The sequence below is a fragment of the Rhodococcus sp. IEGM 1306 genome, from assembly GCF_036541985.1.
Taxonomy (GTDB): Bacteria; Actinomycetota; Actinomycetes; order Mycobacteriales; family Mycobacteriaceae; genus Rhodococcus_F; species Rhodococcus_F qingshengii.
In genome coordinates, this window is record NZ_JAZHFF010000003.1 from 193683 (window position 1) to 215575 (window position 21893).

Consider the following 21893-nt stretch of genomic DNA (forward strand, 5'->3'; position numbering starts at 1 on the left):
CACTACCCGCTAACGGCCGAATCAAACATCACGATTGGGCATACGGAGCCCACTCCGCATAACCGTCCGTCTCATCAGACACTTGTCCACCCAAACAGAGTGCACAACAGTTAGTCCGGTGCAACAATAAGACGAATCGGACATGCCTGCGACGTGATGGGGAAGGGTGGTTGAAACAATGACGGCGCCGCGCATTGCCAGGGAACACCGCGGCCCCACCGGGGGCCGAAATTCCGCGTCGCAGGACAGCCTGGACGCCGCCTCGGACGCCTTGCAATCGCTCTATGCGCACCTCGATCCACACGCTCAGGCAGAGCAGTTCCTCGAACAGGTCTGCAAACACGCCGTCGACCTCATCGCCGACGCGGACATGGCCGGAATTACCATCGGCGGTTCGGATTCGACGTTCCGAACCGTAGCCGCCACCCACCAACTTGTTCGCACCGTCGACTCGATTCAATTCCGACTGGACTACGGACCGAGTGTGACGTCGTCACGCACAGGAACGGTTGTCCGCGCACATGCCAGCGAAGCTCACAGCCGGTGGCCTCAATTCGCAAGCGCGGCAAAGGCAGTCGGCGCCGTCAGTTTCTTGTCGATGCCGTTGCCCGGTAGAGATCGCCCGCTGGGGACCCTCAATCTCTACAGCCACGACCTCCGAGGTTTCACCGGAGCCGACGTCGCACTGCTTCAACTGTTCGCCGTGACCTCGGCCTACGCACTGCACAGCTCGCAGCGCCTCGACATCGCCAGAAAGCACGCGATGGACCTCGAGCGAGCACTCGAATCGAGAGGCGTCATCGAACAGGCCAAGGGCATCATCATGGGCACTCATCGCGTCGACGCCGACCGAGCCTTCCGCATCCTCATCCAGGACTCGCAGCGCAGCAACGTCAAACTGCGAGTGATCGCCCAGCAGTACATCGACGGCGCGATCGACCCGCGTCAGGCTACGAACAAGCCTGAGACCAACTGATCCGGGCCTGCTGAACCGGGCCGGCAAACACAGCAGCATCTCGGCAAACACCGCATCTTGGAAAACACAGAGGCACCCACCAAATTCTCGGTGGGTGCCCTCTTCGATGGAGCCTCCTGTCGGGATTGAACCGACGACCTTTCGCTTACAAGGCGAGTGCTCTACCACTGAGCTAAGGAGGCGAAGACCGACGCGTTCCCGCGACTGACTTTGCGGAGCCATCATATCCAAGCCGTCACGGTGGCCGCGCCCGGGTCACGTTAGATAGCGTGGGCCCCATGCGCAACTCCCACTCCGCCCCCTGATGGCGAAATTCACCGAAGTACTCACACGCCTGACGGGTAACCGCCAAGCCACCGTCGACACGGTCACGTCGGCTCCCGCACCGCTTCAACCGATCGACCTCACCGACGACGCCGTCGTCGCAGAAGTCCTGGACCTGGCGGTTCGGGTCGGCGAAGTCCTCCTCGCATCCGGGACCGCGGCTATGGACACGGCGGAGCAGGTGCAGTTCATCGCCGCTACCTACGGCCTTGCCCAGTGTGACGTCGACGTCACCTACAACTCGATTGTGCTCTCTGCCTATCGCGGCCCGACGCGACCGCCGGCGAGCACGATGCGCATCGTCCACTACCGCTCGATGGACTTCACACGATTGGCGGCTGTCGACCGACTGACGCGTCGTATCCGTCGTGAGGCGATCACCCCGGACCAAGCGCACGACGCGCTCACAGCCATCACGACAGCGCCCCACCCGTACAACCGATGGACCGCGACCATGGCCTGGGCTGCGATGGCGGCTTCGGTCTCCGTCCTGCTCGGCGGCGGGTTTCTCGTTGCCACAGTCGCGTTTCTGACGACGATGGTGATCGACCGCGTCAACCGCGTACTGAACCGTTTCGGGTTGCCGTTCTTCTTCCAGCAGGTTGTCGGTGGTCTCATCGCGGCTGCGCCCGCAGCGACGCTCTATACCTTTCAGGACCAGCTGGGGATCAGTATCCGGCCGTCGTTGGTGATCGCGGCCGGAGTGGTCGTCCTGCTGTCCGGGCTGTCGTTGGTGGGCTCGGTCCAGGACGCGATCATGGGTGCGCCGATCACGGCTGTCGCGCGATTCTTCGAAGTGGTGATGATGACGGGCGGCATCATCGCGGGCGTCGCGATCTCGTTGCGGATGACCGGAATGCTGGGTTCGACGCTTCCGCCGATCAACGTGGAAGTCTCCACCATCACCCAGTTGCCGATCCTCATGCTCTCCGGTGCATGTGCGTCAGTCTTCTACGCGCTTGCCTGCTATGCCGAGCGCCGTGCACTGACCGCGGCGTTCCTGGGCGGCGCGGCCGGCAGTGGTGTGTCGATCTTCGTGCAGACACTCGACGTCGGCCCTGTGATCGCCGCCGCGATCGCCGCAACCGTGGTCGGTCTTGCCGGTGGCCTGATGGCACGCCGCGCCCTGACGCCTCCGCTGGTTGTCGCGGTCGCCGGCATCACTCCCCTGCTCCCCGGTCTGTCGCTGTATCGAGGCCTGTACGCATTGCTCAACGACCAGGTACTGATCGGCCTGACTGCCTTGCTGTCGGCCTTCGGCATCGGCTGCGCCCTGGCCGCGGGCGTGACGCTCGGCGAATGGGGAGCGCGCACGCTGCGTCGTCCCCGAATCCTGATGCGCGTCGACTCGCTACGCCGGCCGATGGTCCGCAAGCGCAGACGCCGGGTTCCCGTCACCGAGAAGTAGAGAGATACGAGCAGAAAGAGCTGGGCACCTGACGGTGCCCAGCTCTTTCGGTTCACTCGGCGGTTTCCGAGCGGTGAGAATCAGCTCTCGACTGCATGCTTTCCGCCGGCAGCCTGATCGGCTTCCATGGCCTCGCGCAGGCTCTTCGGACGCATGTCGGTCCAGTTCGCCTCGACGTATTCGAGGCACGCCTTGCGGCTGTCTTCGCCGAACACCACGCGCCAGCCGGCGGGGACCTCGGAAAACGTGGGCCACAGCGAGTGCTGGTCCTCGTCGTTCACCAGCACGTAGAAGCGGCCGTCTTCGTCATCGAAAGGGTTAGTGCTCATCTCGCCTCACTCGTTACGTACGTGTCTTGTGCGCCCAGACTAGCAAGCGCACCAGTTCGGTTCTGGTGGCTCAGTACCGACGCCAGAATCTCCCCCGCCCGCACTGCCACGTTCGACAGCAGCGACGACGTCAATCCGTGAGTCTGTTCTGTCCCACCCTGCAGATAGATACCGCCTGTCACGTCCTCCGTTACAGCCAGTCGATAATCCCGACTGACGTTACGCGGAACGGACGAATCCGGCACGAGTTCACCCAACAAATTGTCCAGCGGTGCCGGGGTGAAACCCGTGGCCAGAATGAGTGCGTCGCACGACAGCGTGTCGGTCAAGCCGTCGAGGTTGCTACGGACGGCCAGTTCGATGCCGGATTCGGTCTCGACGGCGCTCGTGATCTCCGAGGCCCGACGCATGAACAGTCGCCGCGGCCCACGAACCATCTCCTGATACTCGGTGGCATACAGCTTGTTGATCAGTTCGATGTCGACGACCGAGTAATTGGTACTGCGGTGCAAATCGAGCAGTCGACGTCGTTCCGCGGCGTCGGCGCCGTGCAGCTGATCGACGGCTTCGGGATCGAAGATGCGGTTCGCGTACGGGCTGTCGTCTGCCGGGCTGTAGCCGTAGCGGGCGAAAACACTGTGCACTTCGGCGGTCGGGTAGTTCGTGTGCAGGTAGTCGACGATCTCCGCGGCACTCTGGCCGGCGCCGAGAACGACAAACCGGTTGTGTACGGGCTCCGGCATGGCTTCGAGGTGGAAGAGGAACTGGTGATTGTGGAAGCACCGGGACGACGGCGTTGCCCACTCCGGGATCCGCTCTTTCAGACCGGCTCCGACGACGATGTTGCGCGCGATCACCGTGTCACCGTCGGCTGTGCGAACCGCAAAGCGATCGACCACGCCGTCGGAGTTCTTGATGCCCTCGACCCCGTCGACGGTTGTCCCGAACTGCACGTCCGCGTCGACTCGCCGAGCTGCCCAGCACAGGTAGTCGTTGAATTCGTGGCGTGTGGGGAAGAAGGTCTGGTGGTTGACGAAGTCGACCAGTCGACCCTGCTCGAACAGATACGAGAAGAAGCTGTATCCGCTCTGCGGGTTGCGGAAGGTCACCAGGTCCTTCGGAAACGCGATCTGCATCGTGGCACCGTCGAGCAGCATCCCGGGATGCCACGCGAACTGAGACTGCTTTTCGAAGAACCGCGCGTTCACCCGATCAACGGCTGCACAATTTGCATTGTGTTCTTCGACAGCGATGGCCAACGCGAGGTTGGCCGGCCCGAACCCGACGCCGACGATGTCGACAATGGCAGGTTCGGCGCTGGAGTCTCTCGGTGATTCACTCATTACAGGTAGTCCATCCCCGACGGGACGACCTGATACGGTCGCCAATCGATGTCCCGAAGTAAGTAGCAAAGGCTACCCTTAATGAGGTGAGGGTATCAATACTGCGAGCCCTCGTATAGCGGTCGACCCCGCGGAGCGATGCGACGTATGTCATAGTTTCGCCGCCTCCCTCACGTCGTCCCCGTCGACGATGGCCGCGGCCTCGATCACGTCGACCAGCTGACCTGCCCATTCACGGACTGCGACCGCGTCGACGCGGTCGGCACGGAACCCGAGAGTTGCAAAAACAGGCCCTTCGCCAACCGGCTCGTAAAAACTCAACGTCACATCCGCATCGGGTACTCCCACCGGAATCGGTACGAGAGAACCGAAGTCGCCGAGCCCGTCCAAATCCGCCTGTTGGTGATGGATCACCATCACCTGAGGTCTCATGGACGCCGGATTACCCAGAGCCTGCTCGACATACACATATGAGACGTCCTGATTGCTCAGCGCTTCCAGATTTCCCTCCCTCACCCGAGCCAGCAATTCTGCGAACGTCGGACTACCGGACGTATCCGTGCGCAGGAGAACAACATTGAAGAAGGATCCGATCATCGGTTCGAGACGGGGATCCGACCTGCCCGCAACCAGCGAACCGATCGGAAGATCGGTACCGGCCCCAGCCTTCGTGAGAACGGCGGCCAGCGCGGCTTGCAGGACCATGAACATGCTCGTGCCGGTGCGCGCGGCCAGAGCATCGATCCTGGCGTGCAGATCCGCGTCGATGTCGACAGAGACCACGTCGCCCCGAGGTTCCGAGTCATCTTCCGGCAACGGAAGATTCACACTGGTCGGTATTCCGTCGAGCGCATCCTGCCAGTACGCGAGTTGCTTCGACGCGCGGCTGCCCACGTCCAGGGGGTCTCCCAAGAGCTCGTCCGACCACACGGTGTAGTCGGCGTACGTCAACGCAAGCTCGTCCCAGACCGGTTGATCTCCCTGCGACCTGGCTGCATAAGCAGAGACCAGATCTCCCAACAGCGGCACTACGGACCACTCGTCGACGGCGATGTAGTGCATGACGAGAAGCATTGTCCGAGAACCGTCTTCACCGAGCACGAGGTGCACTCGCAACGGCGGTTGCTCACGCAGATCCATCGGAAGTTGAGCCAGCTCGAACACCGCTCGGCCCAGGTCGCCGGCACCGACATCGACGACATCGACAGTCGGCCGAACCGATTCCCTCGCCACGACGATGCCGTCGACCTCGACGAATGTGGTCCGCAGGGGTTCGTGCCGCGATGTCACATCGTCCAATGCATGCCCGAGAATCTCCGGATCGATCTTCGATTTCAGGGTCAGTGCCAGAGCATGGCTCGCTTGCGGATGTGCGCCGGCAGAACGGAACAACTCCCACTGACGACGTTGCGGCGCAGACAGACCCATGGTCTCCGGACGCCTCACCGCCGGTGCCAGGACCGCGCGTCCACCTTCCGAACGCGCAACGACTGCCGCCAACTCGGCCACGCTCGGTGCGTCGAACACGTCTCGAATACTGATGTCCACTCCGAATGCTTCACGAATGCGACCGACCAGTTTCATCGACGCCATCGAGTGCCCACCGAGTTCGAAGAAACTGTCGTGGACTCCGACGCTCGGGAGTTGCAGTATGTCCGCGAAGGCAGCCGCAACGGTGGACTCCACGACAGTGCGAGGAGCAACATCACCTGCCAGCTCCGACCAGTCCGGAGCGGGCAACGCCTTGCGGTCGAGCTTTCCGTTCGGTGTCAACGGCAGCGGGCCGTCGAGGGCGACGACCATCGTCGGAACCATGTAGTCGGGCAACGACACTGCAGCGAAATTACGCACTGCCGTCGTGTCCACCACCACACCGGGTTCCGGCGACACGAATCCGACCAGGCGCGTGATCTCGCCCTGTCGATCCGCGACGACCGTCGCCTGCTTCACCGATGGATGGGCGCTGAGGGCTCCGATGATTTCGCCCAATTCGATTCGGAAACCACGGATCTTGACCTGATCGTCCACACGGCCGAGGAAGTCGATGTTCCCGTCAGCCCGCCACCGCGCTCGGTCGCCGGTGCGATACATGCGATCGCCCGCGGTGAAGGGGTCAGCAATGAATCTCTGGGCCGTCAGATCGAATCGGCCCAGGTAGCCTCTCGCCAGGCCGCGGCCCGCGATGTACAGCTCGCCGGATACTCCCGGCGGAACCGGACGCAGTTGATCGTCGAGCACGTACGCCTGTTCGTTGGGGTCGGGGATTCCGATGGGCACGGCGCCGTTCCAACCTGGCTCCGCCTGCCACAGTGTGTTGTTCACCGTGGCTTCGGTGAGTCCGTACGCGGCAAGCAAATTCAGCCGCTCTGCCCATCGCCCGATCAGCTCCGGCGGCACCGTCTCGGTTCCGACCAACACGGTGCAGCCTTGCGGTACTTCACATCCTGCCGGCAGGGCTGCCAGCAACGAGGGCGGGATGATCGCGTGGGTGACACGATTGTTCGTCATGAAATCGGTCAGCGCCGGGCCGGCAACCCGGGCGCTCTGCGGCACGATCACCAGGGTGCTGCTCGTGCACAGAGCCATCGCCAGTTCGAATACCGCGACGTCGAAGCCGACCGAAGCGAACTGCATCACCACCGAACCCGGTACCAGTCGCATCCGAACCTCGGCTGTGGCAACAAGACTCGGAATACCGTCGTGGGACAGCACGGCTCCCTTCGGCTTGCCGGTCGAACCCGAGGTGTAGATGACGTAGGCAGCGTGGCTGACGCCAACTGGTGGCCGGGGAGTTTCCACGATCGCTGCCTCGTCCAGTTCTGCACGGATCAGCGGATCGTCCAGGAGGATTCGCTCGACGCCGACCACATCCTCGATTCGAGAACTCTCCTCGGAGGTGGACAGCAGTACCGAGGCGCGAGAATCGGTGAGCATGTACGTGATGCGCTCGCTCGGGTGACTCAAGTCCAGGGGCAGATACGCTGCCCCCAGCTTGAGCACGGCGAGGACCGACGCGACCATCTCCACCGAGCGCGGGACGGCAAGTCCCACCACGTCTTCGACCGAGACCCCGCGCCGATACAGCACGCCGGCTATCCGATCACAGTGCTCGGAGAGTTCGCGGTACGTGGCCTGCCCCGCTTCGTCGCGCACCGCAATCGCCTCGGGCGTAGCAGCGACTCCACGCGCGAAAGCGTCGTAGAACGTCTCTTCCGGCACATCGATGGCGGTGTCGTTGAACGCGGTGACAACCTGTTCGAGTTCGCCTGGCAAGAAGATGTCGATGTCACCGATCTCGATGTCGGCCGATTCCACGACTGCAGAGATCACCGATTCCAATCGGTTCGAAATTCGCTGTGCGGTTTCGCGATCGAAGAGGTCACTGCCGTATTCGAGACGGACGTCAATGCAGCCTTCGTCGCCCAGGTACTCGGTGAAGTTGAACACCAGATCGAACTTGGCCGTGTACTCCTCGAGTTCGAACGGATCCCCGCCCGTCTCCTCGCGGCTGTGATAGCCGACCATGACCTGGAACAGCGGGTTGCGTGCCAGGGTGCGCGACGGATTGAGGCGTTCCACCACAGTTTCGAACGGAACGTCGGCGTTGGCGAAGGCCTCGAGATCTCCCTCCCGAACGCGATCCACCAACTCCCGGAACGTCGGGTTACCCGACGTATCCGTGCGCAGCACAATGGTATTGACGAAGAAGCCGACCAAGTCGTCGAGCCCCTGTTCGCTGCGTCCGGCTACCGGAGCGCCGAGGGGAAGGTCCTCACCCGCTCCGAGCGCAGTCAGCAACGCCGCCGACGCCGCGTGCAGGACCATGAACATCGAACTCTGGCTCTCGCGCGCCAGATTCCGCAATGCAGCAGTTGTCTCCATGCCCAACCGTGTCACCACTGCCCCACCGGAGAAACTCGGTCTGGCTGGTCGACTCCGATCGGCGGGAAGCAACAGTTCTTCGGGGGCTCCGTCCAAACTCTTCGCCCAGAAGTCCAACTGCGTGCTCAGGACGCTCGACGGATCGTCGGCGCTGCCGAGTAATTCCCTTTGCCACAGGGTGTAATCCGCGTACTGCACCGGAAGCGGTTCGAAAGCTGGCTCCTCGCCCTGAATCCGAGAGGAGTAGGCAGACATCAGATCCCGAAGGAACGGTCGATCGGACCATTCGTCCGTTGTGATGTGATGCAGAACGATCACGACGACTACTGCATCGTCCACCCGGATCAGACGTGCACGAATCGGAATCTCGTTCGCAAGGTCGAACGGACGGCCCACCGCCGCTGCAACCTCACCAGCGACGCCGGCTTCTCCTGAATGAATTGTCTCGACCGGAACCGTCGCCGATTCGAGAATTATCTGTTCCGGCGTTCCGTCGACCAACCGGAGCACCGTACGCAAGGATTCGTGTCGTTCGACCACATCGTCCAGCGCCGCGGCGAAGACATCCGCGTCCAGTGCACCGTCCAAGCGGAGCACGATCGGGAAGTTGTAGGCCGCGGAGTTCTCCTCCATCTGTCCGATCAGCCACAATCGCTGTTGAGCGGCGGAAAGAGGGAGGTGGTCCGGTCGCGGCTTCGCGACCAGCACCGGTCGCGTCGATCCCTGCTCGGCCGCAATACGTTCCGCGAGTTCCGCGACCGTCGGTGCTTCGAAGAGATCACGCATGGTCAGAGCGTTGGGAATGGCGATCCGAGTTCGGCTGATCAGTTTGGTGGCCAGAAGCGAGTGACCACCGAGGTCGAAGAAGTTGTCGTCGACACCGATACCGTCGACGTCCAGCACGTCGGAGAAGAGTTCGCAGAGGACCTCTTCCGTACGGTTTCGGGGAGCGATCGCTACCCCACTGCGCTCCCCCAGCACCGAATCGGCCGTGGGCAGCGCCTTGACGTCGAGCTTTCCGTTGACGGTCATCGGCAATGTCTCCACCTCGACGACCACGGCCGGAACCATGTAGTCGGGCAGGAGAACGCGCGCCCGCGCGCGGTAGTCGTGCGCGACGCCGAGGCGCACCGGTGTCACGTAGCCGACGAGTCTCTTGACTCCACCCGCCCCGACGTCGACCACCACCGCTGCTTGCCGCACGTGTTCGTCGGATTCGAGAACGGAGACGATTTCGCTCGGCTCGACCCGGTGACCTCTGATCTTCACCTGATCGTCGGTGCGGCCGAGGAAGTCAAGGTTGCCGTCACCGCGTCGCCGCACCAAGTCACCGGTGCGGTACATACGTTCTCCGGTCCCAGCCGGATCGGCGACGAAGCGCTCGGACGTGAGCGCGAAGCGTCCGAGGTAGCCGCGAGCCAAACCAGCTCCGGCAATGTACAGTTCGCCGGCAACTCCGTCGGGGACCGGTCGCAGCCAGCTGTCGAGAATGTGCGCCGTGGTGTTCCAGATCGGCTTACCGACGGTCGGGGTGTCACTGTCGGCAGTTCCGCCACCGAGGGTGTTGATCGTGTATTCCGTCGGACCGTAGAGGTTGTAGCCCACGGTTCCCTCGGTGTCGCGCAGCCGGTTCCACACCGAATCCGGAACGGCTTCACCACCGAGCAGGACCAGTGGCGGGCGGTGGTGCCCCACACCGTCGTCGAGAAGTCCGCTGTCGATCAGGTGCGTCGCGTAGGTCGGTGTCACGTTGACGACGTCGATGTCCTGTGCGTCGCAGTATGCGACGAGCGCCTCGGCATCACGACGCAGATCCTCGTCGCAGATGTGCACCTCGTGGCCTTCCACGAGCCACAGAAGTTCCTCCCACGACATGTCGAAGGCGAAGGACACGGTGTGCGCGATCCGCAGGCGCCGGCCCGCCGCGGCGATGACCGGTTCGAAGATCGCCTCGCGGTGGTTGAACTGCATGTTCGTCAAGCCGCGGTATCCGGTGACCACGCCCTTGGGCTTGCCGGTCGAGCCGGAGGTGTAGATGACGTACGCGGGGTGGTCGAGTCGATGCGGTGCCCCCGGGGCGAATGCTCCGAGTTCCGACGCGGAGAGCGCCCGTGCCGAGATCGTCAGTCTCCTTGCCGCAGTGTCCGGCTCGTCGATCACGATAGTGCGGACGTCCGCGCCGTCGAACTTCGGTGAGGCGGCAACGGTGGTCAGCAACACGACGGGCCGCGCGTCGTCGATCATCACGGCCAACCGTTCGGCTGGATGGTCGAGTTCGAGTGGTAGGTAGGCCGCGCCGGTACGCAATACGGCGAAGAGCGCGACAACCATGTCCACCGATCGTGGTAGACCAAGGGCCACAATTCTTTCCGGACCGGCCCCGTAGTTGATCAGCAACCGCGCCATCCGGTTGATCTCGCCGTCGAGATCGGCATAGGTCATCCGACGCTTCCCGAACACGAGTGCCGTGTCGTTCGGTTGCACCGACGCCACCTCTTCGAACAAGTCGGCAATGGTGCGCTCCGGCAACTCTCGGATCTGCGTCTGCTGCGCCACTACAGGCACCGGAGTCGCAACAACCGTACCTGTCATGTCCTGCGACCAACTCTGCAGCAGGTCGACGAAGTGACCGAGCAGATCCTCGGCTCGACGCGCGGTCACCAGATGCGGATGGAACTCGAACTTGACGTTGACGGTGGTACCCGGTGTGACCACGACGGTCAGCGGATAGTGCGTGTGATCGATACTGTCGCTGCCGCTCACGTCGTGAGCGGCATTGAGTGCGTCGACTTGTTTCTCGTCCACGAAGTTCTGCAGGACTATCAGCACGTCGAACAGTTGACGATGTTCGGACAGACGTTGAATCGAGGCCAAGCCGAGGTAGTCGAACGGCATCAGCGAGAGACGATCCGCCTGCGTGCGGCGAAGAAGTTCGTCGACGCTCTCGTTCGGATCCAGTTCCAGCCGAACGGGAACGGTGTTGAGGAACATTCCCACCACGGTGTCGATTCCCGGCACCTCGGGAGGCCTTCCGGCAACGGTGGAGCCGAAGACGACATCCTGTCGACCGGTGGCCGACGCCAGCACCAGGGCCAGCGCTGCGTTCAGTACCGTGTTGAACGTGACGCCGGACGCGGCGGCACGCTCACGCAGGGCGCGCGAAAGCGATTCCGGCAGAACCACATCTCGGCGATCCGGAAGCTGACGTTCGGCGTCCGGCGCCGGCACGGCGACAAGCGTCGGCTCCTCGAGGCCTGCCAGCGCTCCGCGCCACGCCTCGTCGGCGGCAGCACCGTCGCGATCGGCCAACCAGGCGAGGTACGTCTCGAACGACCCCTCGGGTTCACCGAAGGCGCTGTCGTCGCCACCGGTATCGTAGAGCGCCAGAAGCTGGCTGACGACAAGGCCGTTGGACCAGCCGTCCCACAGCAGGAACTGCCGGTTGATCACCAGACGATCGTGCCCGCCGGGCAGATGCAGCACGCTCATACGCCACAGCGGCGGTGCTGTCAGATCGAATGGAGTAACTCTGTCCAGGGCAGCGATCCCCTCGGCGCGCTCACGAGCCGCCGAGTCGTCGAGTTCACGGAGATCATGGACGGCAACGGGAACGTCGAGTCCCGCGCTGAAGAACTGCACGGGCTCGTTCAGTCCTTCGCTCACGAACCCCGCTCGCAAGGTGGGATTTCGTCGTTGAAGTGTCCGAGCAGCCTCAGCCAACCTGTCCACGTCGAGCGTGTGCCCGAAGTCCATCGAGAACTGTGCCGTGTAGATGTCCCCGCCAGTGCTTGCACTGCTGTCCGAATATCCGGCCTGGAAGTACAGGCCTTCCTGCAACGGTGACAGCGGCAGGATACGGCTCACACCTGCCGGGCTCGCATCGGCTATCGCGTCGATCTCGGCCTGACTCAGGTCGAGCAAGGTCACATCGGACGGAGTCAGGAAGGGCGGACCGTCGTGACGTGCGGCCGCAGCCGCCAGATCGCCGAGTGCCGAAACCCAGCCCTCGGAGAGTGCCAGCGCGTCAGTATCGGACAAATCTTCACTTGCCCAGGCGAAGTCGGCGCGAAGCTCCGAATCGACACTCACGACATTGACGATCAGCCGGTACGGGCCTCCCATGTCCGCGTCGGGATCGGTGGACATGGCGTCGGATTCCGCCGCCAGAGACCATGCTGTCGATCCAGGAGCCGTCGCACGTCCGAGATAATTGAACAGCACCTGAGATTCGGAACGCCCCGCCAATATCGTTGCCGTGCGGGCATTCACGTACCGCAGCATCCCGTATCCGATGCCGCCGTCCGGTGCACTTCGCAGGCTCTCCTTCACCTCACGCAAGGTATCCACCGGATCGGTTCCGCTGTGCAGTCGCATGGGCGCGATGGTGGTGAACCAGCCGACTGTTCGCGACAGATCGGTTCCCGGCGCCAACTCCTCCCGGCCGTGCCGTTCGAGATCGACCAGCAATTCGTACTCACTGCGGCCGGTGGAGCGACGCCAGCGATCGACGGACATCGTCAGCGCTGCCAACAGAACATCCGTTCCCTCGGCACCCACCATTGCTGCAACCGATCCAAGTGCTGCCTCGGAGATTGCTCCGTCCACCGTGACCGTGCGCCTCGAGCCTCCGGATACGACGGCATCGCCCGCGGCATCGGGGATCAACTGTGCGCCCGGAGCGGTCACGGTCAGCCAGTGATCGAGTTCGGCGAATCGATGTGCACTGTATGCGTGTTCGGCCACCGTGCGGGAGAAGGTACGCAGCGAAGTTCCGACGGCATCCAGTGCGGCGGGCTCTCCGGCTTCGACTGCCACCCAGGCCATCGCGAGATCCTCGAGCAGGGTTCCCCAGGAAACCCCGTCCACGACCAGGTGGTGCGCGACTATTGCGAGTCGGCCCAGATTCTCCGCGCCACAATCGAACCAGACCACCGAGACCATCCGCCCTGCAGACGGATCCAATCGACTGGTCGCTGCTTCGGAGTGCTCCGCAATGAGCGTTCGCAAATCGCCGTCGTTCAGTCCTTGCGCGTCGACTCGGGCGACCACGTCCGCTGCCCGGACACTGCCGGGTTCCTCGACCCGCGCCGACCACATGCCGCGGTCATGTCGGATCAAGGTTTGGCGAAGCCCGTCGTGGTGATCGAGCACCGCCTGCAACGCACCGGTGATCGAACCGAGAGATGTTGCCGGAGAGTGGATCAGAACTGCCTGGTTGAAGCGATCGGTACCACCCGTCCATTCGGACAAGCGGTGAACCACCGGCAGCGGTACCAGCTCACCCACACCGATGTCGGCCGTGGCGGTGGCAACCGAGGTGGCGACATCACCCACCGTTGCGGCGATCGCGGCGGGAGTGCGCAATTCGAAGATCTGACGCGGGGTCAGCACTACCGAATCACGACGAGCCAGGTTGACCAGTCGGATCGCCAGGATACTGTCGCCGCCGAGAGTGAAGAAATCGTCGCGCATCCCGACACGGGGCAGTCCGAGAACCGTCGCGAAATGCCCGGCGAGAAGGTCTGCAACGCCCGAGGAAACTACTCCCGTCGAGTCGCCCACCTGTGCCGCGAAATCCGGTGCAGGTAGTGCTTTTCGGTCGAGCTTGCCGCTCGGGCTCAGCGGCAGTGACTCGAGTCGCACAAAGGCGCTGGGCACCATGAATTCCGGTAGCACCGACAGCAACTGAGCGCGAACCGCAGCATCATCAACATCGCCGACCAGATAGGCAACCACCTGTGCGCGGTTGCCAGGACCGTCTGTTCGGACGATCACGGCACTGGCCGTGACTCCGGGGCACAGCGCCAACTGTGCTTCGATTTCACCGAGCTCGATGCGGAATCCACGAACCTTCACCTGCTCGTCCACGCGGCCGAGGTACTCGAGGACGCCGTCGGCATTCCACCGCACGATGTCACCGGTCCGGTACATCCGCGAACCGCCGTCGCTGTACGGATTCGCCACAAATCTTTCGGAGGTGAGTCCCCCACGTCCGTGGTAACCACGCGCCAGTTGTGGTCCCGCCAAATACAGCTCACCGGTGGCACCGGCCGGGACGTTCTGCAGGTAGGGATCGAGAACGAACAGGCCGGTGTCGGCTGCGGGTACGCCGATCGGGACACTGACGGCGTCTGCCGGAGTTTCCTGCACGGACGGCTGCCAACTGACGTCGACGGCGGCTTCGGTGGGGCCGTAGAGGTTGTCCACCAGAACGTTCGGCAGGATCTCGGCGACCTTGCGTGCAACGTGAACGGGCAGTGCCTCACCGCTGCAGTTGACGGTCTCGAGGGAAGAGCACAGTGCTGCTTTCGGCTCTGCAAGAAACACTTCGAGCATCGACGGAACAAAATGCACTCGGGTCACGGACTGTTCGACGATGACGTCGGCCAGGTAACCCGGGTCCTTGTGCCCGTCCGGCTCGGCCATCACCAGGGTTGCCCCCACCAGGAACGGCCAGAAGAATTCGGGAACGGAGACGTCGAAACTGGACGGGGTCTTCTGCAGCATCCGGTCGGAAACGTCCATCGGACGTATCTGCTGTGCCCAGAGCAATCGGTTGACCACACCCTCGTGGGTGACGACGACACCTTTGGGACGACCGGTCGAACCCGAGGTGTAGATCATGTACGCGGCATCCGCGGGTGATCCTGGGGCACTCAGCGGATCGGCTGGGAACTGCGCCGACTCCGATACGGTCACCCGCGGAACCGAACCCGAATCGAGTGAAGAGCCTTCTGACACCACGACGCACACCGGATCGGCGTCACCGAGCATGTACGTCAGCCGCTCCGCCGGGTAACCGGTGTCGAGGGGCACGTAGGCGCCCCCGGCCTTTCCGATGCCGAGTATCGCGACCATCAGTTCGATGGAGCGCGGCAGGGCAACGGCCACCAACGATTCGCGTCTGACGCCACGTTCGCGCAGCAAGTGCGCGAAACGATCAGCGCGAGAGTGAAGTTCGGCGTAGGTCAACGACTCTTCACGGAAGATCACTGCGGTGGCTTCGGGCGTACGCCCGGCTTGATCACGCAGCAGCTCGGTCAGCGTTGCGCGCGGCCGATCCAAGGCCGTGCCGACGCTCCCCGGCGGTGCGGGTGCCAGCGCGATCCGGCCGATGACCTGGTCGAGATCGCGAGAGAGCTCGGCGAGTACGACTGCGAGAGCTTCGGCGAGCGACGCAGCGGCATCGCCGTCCACCTGAGCGGCGTCGTACTTGAGCTCCAATGCCAACCGATCGCCGGGGACGACGATCAGCGTCAGCGGGTAGGCCGGACGCTCGTCGAATCGAATTCCCGTCAGTCGCACCGAGTTCGTCGGATCGGCGATAGCGGTGTCACCGAGTGGATAGTTCTCGAACACGACCAGTGATTCGAAGTTCTGCTCCAGTCCGCCGGTCCGCCGCAGTTCGGGTAGCCCCAGGTACTGATGGTCGAGTAGTTCCGATTGTTCCCTCTGCCAACGAGAAAGTGCTTGCGAGGCTGTCTCTGCCGGATCGAAACGCAATCGCGCCGGCACAGTGTTGATGAACAGGCCCACCATGGTCTCGATGCCCGGCAGGTCTCCACCGCGTCCCGATACTGTTGATCCGAACAGCACGTCGGTTCGGCCGGCCATTCGGCCGAGCACCAGTCCCCAGGCGCCGTGCACGAGCGTGCTCAGTGTCAGTCCGTGTGAGCGTCCGTTGGTCACCAGTGCGCGCGTGTCTAGGTCGGTCAGTTCGAATCGGGTAGCGTGGATCCCGCTGCTGCCCGCACTCGGCGCGGGAAGTTCGACCGCGGGCCCGGGAGAGTTCAGAGCTTTCCGCCACACCGCCGCCGAAGCGTCGTGATCGTGACCGGCCAACCATTCGAGATAGCTACGGTACGGCGCCGGGTTCGCGAGCACGACGCCGGAATCGGCAACGCTGTACGACGCCATCAGCTCCCGCAGCATCACCGGGACCGACCATCCGTCTGCGACCGCGTGGTGAATCGACTGCAGCAGAAGGAACTTCTCCGAGGAGGCACGGACCAGCGTGTAGCGGACGAGCGGCGGTTGCGCGAGGTCGAACCCGCGCGCGCGGTCGACTGAGAGCAGTTCGTCCACGTCGGCGCCGGCATCCGTGACTACTGTCATCTCCACGACGACGCTCGGGTGCACCACCTGCACCACTCGACCGTCACCCAGGACCGAGAATCCGGTGCGCAGCGCCTCGTGCAGATCCACGACGGACTGCAGCGCACGGCGCAGCGATGCGCTGTCCACGGCACCAGTCAGTTCCACAACCTGTTGCACGACATACTGATCCGATCCCGGATCGGCAAATGCCGAATGGAAGTAGATCCCTTCCTGCAACGGAGTGAGCGGGAGAATCTCGTCCGCCTTCGGCAACCCGTCCACGTCGGTCTGAGTGAGCGCCACCAGAGGGTAGTCGGACGGTGTGGCTCCGCCGAAAGCAGCGAGCCCGGCCACGGCCTTGAGCGAGTCCAGCCACAGCCGCGCAAACCTGTCGATGTCGCTACGCAGGAAGATGTTCGACGCCCAGGTCAAGGTGGCTCGCAGTCGTGGACCACCCGCAGCGTCCTCGGCTACGACGTCGACCGACAGTGCGTGGCCCAACGGCATGGACGGATCGGCAGCACCGTCCATCGACACCGGGAACCAGTCCCCCTCCGCAACTGCAGTGCGCCCCAGATAGTTGAGCACCACCTCGGGCGCTGCGACGCTACGCAACTGATCCGAGCCGCCGAGGTATCGCAATGCTCCATATCCGAAGCCGGCGTTCGGGACGCGTCGAAGTTGCTCCTTGACGTTCTTGAGAACCCCCGCCAACTCGCCGCTCGCTTCGAGATCCGGAGCGGCTGCACCGATCTCGAGTGCCACCGGGAACACTGTGGTGAACCATCCGACAGTTCGTGTCAGGTCGACGTGGGCAGCGCCGTCGCCGCGAACGACGTCCTCGTCGCGTCCGTGACCTTCCAAGTCGATCGTCACCGATCCGGCACCGCTCCACTTGGTCAGCGCAACGGCCAGCGCGGTGACCAGTACTTCGCTCACGTCGGCCCCGAATGCCTTTGGAACACTGCCTAACAACCGATCGGCGAATTCCGGAGACAGGGTGATCGATCGCGCCGCAGCGGTGCGCGCGGGGTCAATTGCCGGGTCGAGTGCCCGACGGCCGAGGGGTGACTGTGGTGCCGACGTGACCGAGTCCCAGAACTCGATTTCCGAGTCCAGTCGCCCGGCTCCGACCGCCTCCGAAACGAGTTCGGCATAGCGTCTCACGGAGGTACCGACCGGAGCGAGTGAGGGTTCGTCGCCATTCATCGCTGCGATACCGGCACGCGCGAGGTCTTCGAGGATGATGCGCCAGGAGACACCGTCGACCACCGCGTGGTGGATGGCAAGCAACAGTCGCCCGGGACCTGTCGCAGTAGTGAAAAGGACAGCACTGACCATCGTTCCGTCAACCGGATTCAGACGCCTGACGGCTCGCTCGGTCTCGGCGACTATCAGCGGCCCGCATTCTTCGAGCGGCACCGGTAGCGCCCGGGTCTCGAAAACCACAGCCGCTTCGTTGTTGGCCGGAACAAGCAGCGTTCCGTCGGAAGTCAACTTCGCACGAAGTGCATCGTGGCGTGCCACCAGGGTCTCGAGCGCCGACTTGACGTGTTCGGACGTCAAAGCCGACGGGGTCTGAATCAGCGCTCGCTGATGGAAGGTTCGTACTGCGTCCGGTGTCCCGAGGACCCTGGCAGCGATGGGCGTCGTGGCTACGTGACCGATCGGTTCGTCCGCATGATCGACGATCTCAGCCGTTCGGCCGGATTGGGCACGCGCCATGGCCTCGGCGGTGCGCAGTTGGAACACCTCGCGTGGACTGATCGACAAACCGGCTGCACGAGCCGCGGTCACGAGCGAGATCGCGACGATGCTGTCCCCGCCCAGTGCAAAGAAATCGTCGGTCACGCCAACCGAATCGAGACCGACTGCCGACGCGATCAACGTGCAGAACTGTTGTTCGACTTCGTTTCTCGCAGCGACATGCGCGCTCAGTTCGGCTAGATCGGGCTCGGGAAGCGCTCGACGGTCGAGTTTGCCGTTGGCCGTGAGCGGAAACTCGTCGAGGACGGTGACGGTGGTCGGGATCATGTAGTCGGGCAGCTTGCTCGCCGCCCACTCGCGAATGTCCCGCGAGTCGATCGCACGGTCAGTCCCCGACGCTGCGCTCACGTAAGCGGCGAGATACTTTGCACCTGTGGGCGCTTGACGCACCAGAACTGCCACATGCCGTACTCCGGGGTGCGAGATCACCGCGGCTTCGACATCTTCGAGTTCGAGGCGCATGCCACGAATCTTCACCTGATTGTCCGTGCGTCCGAGGAAGTCGAGGGTGCCGTCCGGGGCCCATCGGGCCAAGTCACCGGTGCGATACATCCGGGATCCGGCGAGATCACCCGTGACAAAGGGATCCGCGACAAAGCGAGATGCGGTCAGCGCCGACGCGCCGACGTATCCGCGTCCCAGCAGGAAGCCCGCGGCGTAGAGTTCGCCGCCGGTGCCGACCGGAACCGGCTGCAGGTCGCCGTCCAACACGTACAGGCGAGTGTTGGGGTTCGGCCGACCGATGGAGGTCGCGATTCGTTCCGCGTCCTCTCGGTAGATCACATGGGAGACACCGATGGTCGCTTCCGCCGGCCCGTAGCCGTGATACAGCGTCGTGGACAGTTGGGCACGGAACCGGTCGAAGAGTTCAGGCGTGAGAACCTCACCGCCGCACCACACGTGCTTCAACGAATCGAGCTGATCGGTCTCGTTCGCCAGGTCCAGCAGTATGTCGAGCATGGACGAAACCAGGTAGACGAAGGTGACCGATTCTCCGGCGATCAGGTCTAGAAGGTATTGCGGATCGCGTTCCCCCTCGGGCTTCGCGATCACCAGTCGACCGCCGGACACGAGCGGGAGCAGGATCTCGTTGATCGAGATGTCGAACGAGAGTGGGGCTTTGAACAGCGAGGCATCGCTCGATCCGAACCCGAGAACCCGCTTCCGCTGCCACAGCAACCGTGCGCAGATCGCCTCGTGGCGGATCATCGCGCCCTTCGGGCGTCCGGTCGAACCGGACGTGAAGATGACGTACGCCAATTGGGCACCGTGAATACGAACGTCGGGCGTCATGACATCGGACAGGACCGACGGCCCGTCCTCGTATGCCCACGCGGTCAGATCGACCGGAACGGAGTCGTCTACACCGTCCGAGGTGAGCACCAGTGTGGCGCCCGCGTCGGCGAGTACCGATTCGCGGCGTTCCGCAGGCCATGACGGATCCAGCGGAACGAAGGCACCACCGGCACACATGACGGCCAACAACCCCACCACCATCTCGGCGGATCTCGGAAGCCCGATCGCCACAACGGTTTCGGTCGCAACACCGCGAGAGATCAAGTGCGCGGCGAGCTGTGATACCCGACTTTCGAGTTCGCCGTAGGTCAGCCGGACGTCCCCGTCGACCACGGCGACAGCGCCCCGATCGGCAGAGAAGCTGCTGCGCAACAAATCCGGCACCGTCTCGACGGGCTGCGGTTCAGCGGTGTCGTTCCACCCGCGGAGCACGAGTTCTCTCTCCGCGAGCGACATGGGGTCGAGTGCCGAGATCGGAAGCTGCGGCTCGGCTACGAATCGATCGAGGAACTGTTCGATTCTCGCGGTGTGATCGGCCAACTCCCTGTCGAATCCGGCCGGGGCGCGGACGTCGATCTCGATCGGCTCCCCGTCCTGACCACCGCGCACACTCAGATCCAGGTCACTGACTCGACCGGTTACCGAATTACGCACGCGCACCGGGCATCCGCCGAAGGTGAGTGTGTGTTCGAACATCATCGAGTTGATGCCGGCACCGAAGACCTGACGGTCGGGATCGATCGCCCGAATGTCGCGAGCGAGATCCTCTCCCCGGTAGCGCCCGTGCTTGAGTATCGAGATCAGGGCGGTGTCGAGTCGAGTTGCCAACTGGCCGATGGTTTCCGAGCGTTCTACTCGAATACTCAGCGGAAGAATCGTCGACGCCATCGAGGGAATGCGACGCATGTTGCGCCCCACCCGAGCCGCCATCGGCACCGAGACGACAACGTCGTGCTGTCCCGTGGTTCGTGCGATGTACGCGATCAGCGCGGCCATGGGCAGGCGAGTTCGCCGAATCCCGGCGTCGGCCGCATAGCGATAGAGCTGTGCCGCACGATCGGCATCGAGCGTGAGCACTGCCGAGATCGGGGGCAGCGAATCATCGACCTGCCCATGCAGAATCCGCGTCGCTTCCGGTCCTGATTCGACTCGCTGCACCCAGTACTGACGGTCGAGCTCGAACCGCGGAGAGTTCCGGTAGTCCTGATCGGCTGCAACCACCGCATCGAGTGACCATCGCGGTGCGTCAGTCCCCAGATTCGGGTCGTCGTATCTTTCTGCGACGTCGGCGACGATGAGCGAGATGCCGTAGCCGTCGACCACACTGTGGTGATAGCGCTGATACCAGATGACTCGGTCGTCGGCCGTCAGCAGAAGTGTCTGACGGAAGAGCAGATCGTCCGCACCGAAGACCCGGGCCATGTCGGTGTCCATCCACGACTGCGCTGCCGAATCGGGATTCGCCTCGGCCCGAAGGTCGAGAATTTCCACGTCCCAGCGTGCATCCGGAATCGGCACCTGGATCAGCTGGTTGTCGGCATCGACCTCGAAGTTCACGAACAGTGCTTCGACGCGTCCGACGGCGGCCCTGATCGCCGCTGCGGCGCGCTCGACGTCGATGGTGCCGTCGACCTCGACGACAAGTCCGATGTTGTACACCGGGCTACTCGGATCGACGTTCTGAGCAACCCACACCTCACGCTGAGCGGCCGTCGCCGGGAGCGCTGCGTCCAGATGGCCACCGCCCGATACAGCCGGGTGAGCTACCTGAGAGTGGTCAGACATCGAGAATCCGATCATCGTCGTTCATGCTCATCGAACGACGAACACCCTCGCAAGTTTAGGGTAGGCTACCCAGGAACGTGAAGGTACGCTCCCACCCTGGTCAGACCTGTTCCCACGGACCGAATTCGAGCAAAACGTCGATCGCCGTCTTACCGTCCTGTGGCCGAACGACATGTTCGAGGGCATAGACCCTCGATCCCTCCGCTGCGCGAGCGAGATCGGAAATACCGGGCAGAATGGTCGGTTCGGGTGGACCGCCCACACCACGGTGGAAGTTCTCGATCGAATGCCCCAGATAGAGGACGCGCCCGCCTGGAGTCAGCCACTCACCGATGCGCTTCAGGGTTTCGGCCAGCTCGTCGACCTCGAGGTGAAGAAAGCTGACCAACACCAGGTCGACCGCCCCTTCCGGTTGCCACGTAGTCGCGTCTCCGACCCGCCAGTCGACAACGTTGTCCCGGTCACTCGCCCGTGCCAGATCGATCGCCACGAACGAGTAGTCGACCGCGGTCACCGACCAACCCTGTCCGGCCATCCACCGCGCATGACGGCCGTCGCCGCAGGCCAGATCGATCGCAGTGCCCGGCGTCAGGTCGGCAATGCGTGTTGCGACGGTTCCCGCCGGGTCGACTCCCCATGGCTCCGTCACCGCTCGGTATCGCTCGTCCCAGTCGTGTGCGTCCAAG

6 protein-coding genes and 1 tRNA gene are annotated in these 21893 nt (G+C 63.5%); 2 read left to right on the plus strand and 5 right to left on the minus strand.

The genetic code is table 11. The features are described 5' to 3' along the window. The first annotated feature begins 178 nt into the window (after positions 1-178). Positions 179-976 (plus strand): GAF and ANTAR domain-containing protein, encoded by a 798-nt coding sequence (locus V3587_RS10490; protein ID WP_095971456.1) that lies wholly within the window; start codon positions 179-181, stop codon positions 974-976. Positions 977-1083: 107 nt separating this feature from the next. Here the strand turns inward: V3587_RS10490 and V3587_RS10495 are convergent. Continuing rightward, positions 1084-1158 (minus strand) — tRNA-Thr (locus tag V3587_RS10495). A 122-nt stretch (positions 1159-1280) separates the two neighbouring features. On the opposite strand from V3587_RS10495, the gene V3587_RS10500 reads away from it, so the two are divergent. After that, the gene (locus tag V3587_RS10500) at positions 1281-2708 is read left to right on the plus strand and encodes a threonine/serine ThrE exporter family protein (RefSeq protein WP_007734361.1); all 1428 of its coding nucleotides are present in this window, start codon (positions 1281-1283) and stop codon (positions 2706-2708) included. An 80-nt stretch (positions 2709-2788) separates the two neighbouring features. Here the strand turns inward: V3587_RS10500 and V3587_RS10505 are convergent, their stop codons facing one another. The 4 genes from V3587_RS10505 to V3587_RS10520 all read right to left on the minus strand — a co-directional run bounded on the left by V3587_RS10505 (position 2789) and on the right by V3587_RS10520 (position 21892). Next, on the minus strand, positions 2789-3037 hold the full coding sequence (locus V3587_RS10505) for an MbtH family protein (RefSeq protein WP_003945538.1): 249 nt from the start codon (positions 3035-3037) through the stop codon (positions 2789-2791). Beyond that, positions 3034-4380: a lysine N(6)-hydroxylase/L-ornithine N(5)-oxygenase family protein gene (locus V3587_RS10510; protein ID WP_095971457.1), complete on the minus strand. Its 1347-nt coding sequence runs from the start codon at positions 4378-4380 to the stop codon at positions 3034-3036. Before V3587_RS10510 ends, V3587_RS10505 begins: the two co-directional genes overlap by 4 nt. 150 nt (positions 4381-4530) lie before the next feature. After that, positions 4531-21222 (minus strand): amino acid adenylation domain-containing protein, encoded by a 16692-nt coding sequence (locus V3587_RS10515; RefSeq protein ID WP_442973146.1) that lies wholly within the window; start codon positions 21220-21222, stop codon positions 4531-4533. Between the two features lie 85 nt (positions 21223-21307). Continuing rightward, positions 21308-21892 carry a class I SAM-dependent methyltransferase gene (locus tag V3587_RS10520; protein WP_283376600.1) on the minus strand — a complete coding sequence of 195 codons (585 nt, stop codon included), beginning with the start codon at positions 21890-21892 and terminating at the stop codon, positions 21308-21310. Position 21893: the final 1 nt, after the last annotated feature.

What these genes read in the sequence shown, in the direction of transcription:
- V3587_RS10490 (WP_095971456.1), top strand. Translation starts at nt 179, where the DNA reads ATGACGGCGCCGCGCATTGCCAGGGAACACCGCGGCCCCACCGGGGGC.
- V3587_RS10500 (WP_007734361.1), top strand. Translation starts at nt 1,281, where the DNA reads ATGGCGAAATTCACCGAAGTACTCACACGCCTGACGGGTAACCGCCAA.
- V3587_RS10505 (WP_003945538.1), bottom strand. Translation starts at nt 3,037, where the DNA reads ATGAGCACTAACCCTTTCGATGACGAAGACGGCCGCTTCTACGTGCTG.
- V3587_RS10510 (WP_095971457.1), bottom strand. Translation starts at nt 4,380, where the DNA reads ATGAGTGAATCACCGAGAGACTCCAGCGCCGAACCTGCCATTGTCGAC.
- V3587_RS10515 (WP_442973146.1), bottom strand. Translation starts at nt 21,222, where the DNA reads ATGATCGGATTCTCGATGTCTGACCACTCTCAGGTAGCTCACCCGGCT.